This is a genomic window from Sphingomonas sp., assembly GCF_030145815.1.
GTDB lineage: Bacteria > Pseudomonadota > Alphaproteobacteria > Sphingomonadales > Sphingomonadaceae > Sphingomonas.
In genome coordinates this window covers 1-2,564 of the sequence record NZ_JAIXHL010000082.1, presented here as the reverse complement: position 1 = coordinate 2,564, position 2,564 = coordinate 1, and the positions used below count along the sequence as shown (strand labels likewise).

At 67.4% G+C, this 2,564-nt stretch carries 2 protein-coding genes and 2 pseudogenes; all 4 read right to left on the bottom strand.

The features are described from left to right. Positions 1 to 1,524: pseudogene (locus tag KYX69_RS23150) on the bottom strand (IS66 family transposase); the annotation flags it as partial. Positions 1,525 to 1,577: 53 nt separating this feature from the next. After that, complete coding sequence (gene tnpB, locus KYX69_RS23145) at positions 1,578 to 1,946, bottom strand: IS66 family insertion sequence element accessory protein TnpB (RefSeq protein ID WP_300501684.1); 369 nt, start codon at positions 1,944 to 1,946, stop codon at positions 1,578 to 1,580. Beyond that, complete coding sequence (locus KYX69_RS23140; protein WP_300501683.1) at positions 1,943 to 2,311, bottom strand: transposase; 369 nt, start codon at positions 2,309 to 2,311, stop codon at positions 1,943 to 1,945. Before KYX69_RS23140 ends, tnpB begins: the two co-directional genes overlap by 4 nt. An 82-nt stretch (positions 2,312 to 2,393) precedes the next feature. Further along, positions 2,394 to 2,564: pseudogene (locus KYX69_RS23135) on the bottom strand (transposase); the annotation flags it as partial.

Here is a 2,564-nt window from a genome sequence, read left to right as displayed (position 1 = left end):
CGGGCGTGCTTTGCGCTGTCCAGTTCCACGGCATGAGCTCGTCCCACCGGGAGGCGGGCCAGCCTGAGGCGATCTTCTCGATGACATCGGCGATATAGGCCTGCGGCTCGACGCCATTGAGCTTGGCCGTCTCGATGACGGAGTAGATAGCGGCGGCACGTTCGCCGCCGGTCTTGGAGCCAGCGAACAGCCAGTTCTTGCGGCCGATCGCGATGGCGCGGATGGCGCGCTCGGCGATATTGTTGTCGATCTCCGCGATGCCCTCGCCCGTGTAGCGGGTGAGCGCGTCCCAGCGCTTGCGGCCATAGGCGAGCGCCTTCGCCATCGCCGACTTGGGCGACAGGCGGCGCAGGGCGTCGTCGATCGCGCCGCGAAGCGCGTCGATCTGTGGTCTTGCTTGTTGTTGTCGATGCGCGCGCCGGACATCGGGCGGCTGGCCGCGGACGTCCTCTTCGATCCGGTAGAGTCCGGCGATGCGTGTCAGCAGGTCGGTGGTGAGCGGGGTTGGGCTTGTCTGGTGGCACTCGAAGATCTTGCGGCGGAAGTGCGCCCAGCAGGCGACCTCCTGGATGCGGTTGCCCTGGTACAGCTTCTCATATCCGGCATAGCCGTCGGCCTGGAGAAGGCCGGTGAACGGCCCCAGCTCGCTCTGCGGATGGATGCCGCTGCGATCAGGCGTGAACCGATACCAGGCGAGCGCCGGGGTGGCGGCGCCCGATGCGCGGTCATCGACAACATACGCCCAGAGCCGCGCCTGCGCAGTCCGGCCCTTGCCGGGACGAGCATCGGCACCGGCGTGTCGTCGGTGTGGAGCTTGGCGGCCTTCAACCCTTCCCCGCGGATACGGCTGACGATGGGGTCGAGAAGATGCGCGGCCTGGCCCGCCCAGCCGGCGAGGGTCGAGCGGTCGATGTCGACACCCTGCGCCGCCATCATCTCTGCCTGGCGATAGAGGGGCAGATGATGATCGAACTTGTTTACCACGACATGGGCGAGCGTGGCAAAGCTCGCCTTGCCGCGCGCGATCGCCTTCACCGGCGCAGGCGCCTGGACGATCCTGTCGCAGGTGCGGCAGCTATACTTGGGCCGCACGGTGCGGATGACGCGCCACTGGACCGGGGCGACGTCGAGCTGCTCGTCGCTGTCCTGCCCGAGCGGACGCAGCGCGCCGCCGCAATCGGGACAGGTGCAGCTTCCGGCTTCAGGCTCGATCCGCCGTTCGGCGCGCGGCAGATGATCGGGCAATGCGCGCACCGGCGATACCCGTTCGGCAGGTGCCCGTTCGCTCGTTCGGCTGTCGGCGACCTCAGCCTCGCCTTCGAGCTCTTCCAGGGCAAGCTCGAGCTGCTCGATCTGGAGCGCGAGCTTCTCGGAGGACCGGCCGAAGGTCATGCGGCGGAGCTGGGCGAGTTGGTGGCGGAGAGTATCGATCAGCGTGTCGCGCGCCGCGAGAGCCGCTTCGAGCTCGGCGATCCGGGCGTCCTTGTCGATGCTGGAAGAGGCTGGTTCCGACACCCGGAACACCTAGCAAAACGGGCGCCGCGATGCCAGTAAAACCCTCACTAATCCGCCACTTTTTACCCTGCGAGCAAGGGCGCCGCGGTGCGTTCGGGACGCCGCCAGTCGATGCCTTCGAGCAGCATCGAAAGCTGCGCTGCGGTGAGGCTCACCTTGCCCGCCTTGGTGATCGGCCAGATGAACCGGCCGCGGTCCATGCGCTTCGAGAACAGGCACAGGCCCTGGCCGTCATACCAGAGCAGCTTGACCAGATCGCCCCGCTTGCCGCGGAACGCGAACAGCGCGCCCGAGTGCGGACTCTTCTCCAGCACCTGCTGCACCAGCACCGCGAGGCCGTCGAACCCCTTGCGCATGTCGGTGGCGCCGCAGGCCAGATAGATGCGTGTCGAGCCTGTGCCCGCGAAGGCGGGTAGCGGTAAAGGGATCATCGGCCAAGGACGGACATCACGCGTGCCAGCGCGCCGGCATCCACCGCCGCGTCGACCGTGATCCGCACGCCCGACGGCAGCTCGATCCCGATCTGGCCGCTGCCTGCCGTCGCCGGGGCCGGAACCGACACCTCCACCTCGGCGAACAAGGGCACCGACGCGCGCTTCGCTCCCGTCAGATCACCCGCCAGTGCCTGTCGGCGCCACGTATAAAGCATCCCGCTGCCGACCGCGTGCCGCTGGCACGTCGCCGAGACCGAGCCGTCGGGGCCGAACGCCTCGCGCAGGATCGCCAGCTTCTGATCCACCGACCAACGGCGACGCCCGCCCACGACCGCGATCCGACTGCTCATACGATTACTCATATGACCACTCACGAGAACACTCGCTCCCGCCGCTACGATATCCTCGCTCATCACCGCTCCTCGCAAAGAGCGGCTATCAGCACCGCAAAGCAGCTTCCCGCAAGGCGGCCTTCAGGACACGGTTACGATCGGGACTGTAAGGCGGCAGGAAGAGCAGGGTTGCGCCGCGCGCCTCAACCAGGGCCGCAGCTTCCTGCCCTTTGTGGCTGGACAGGTTGTCGAGGATGACGATGTCGCCGGGTTTGAGTTCGGG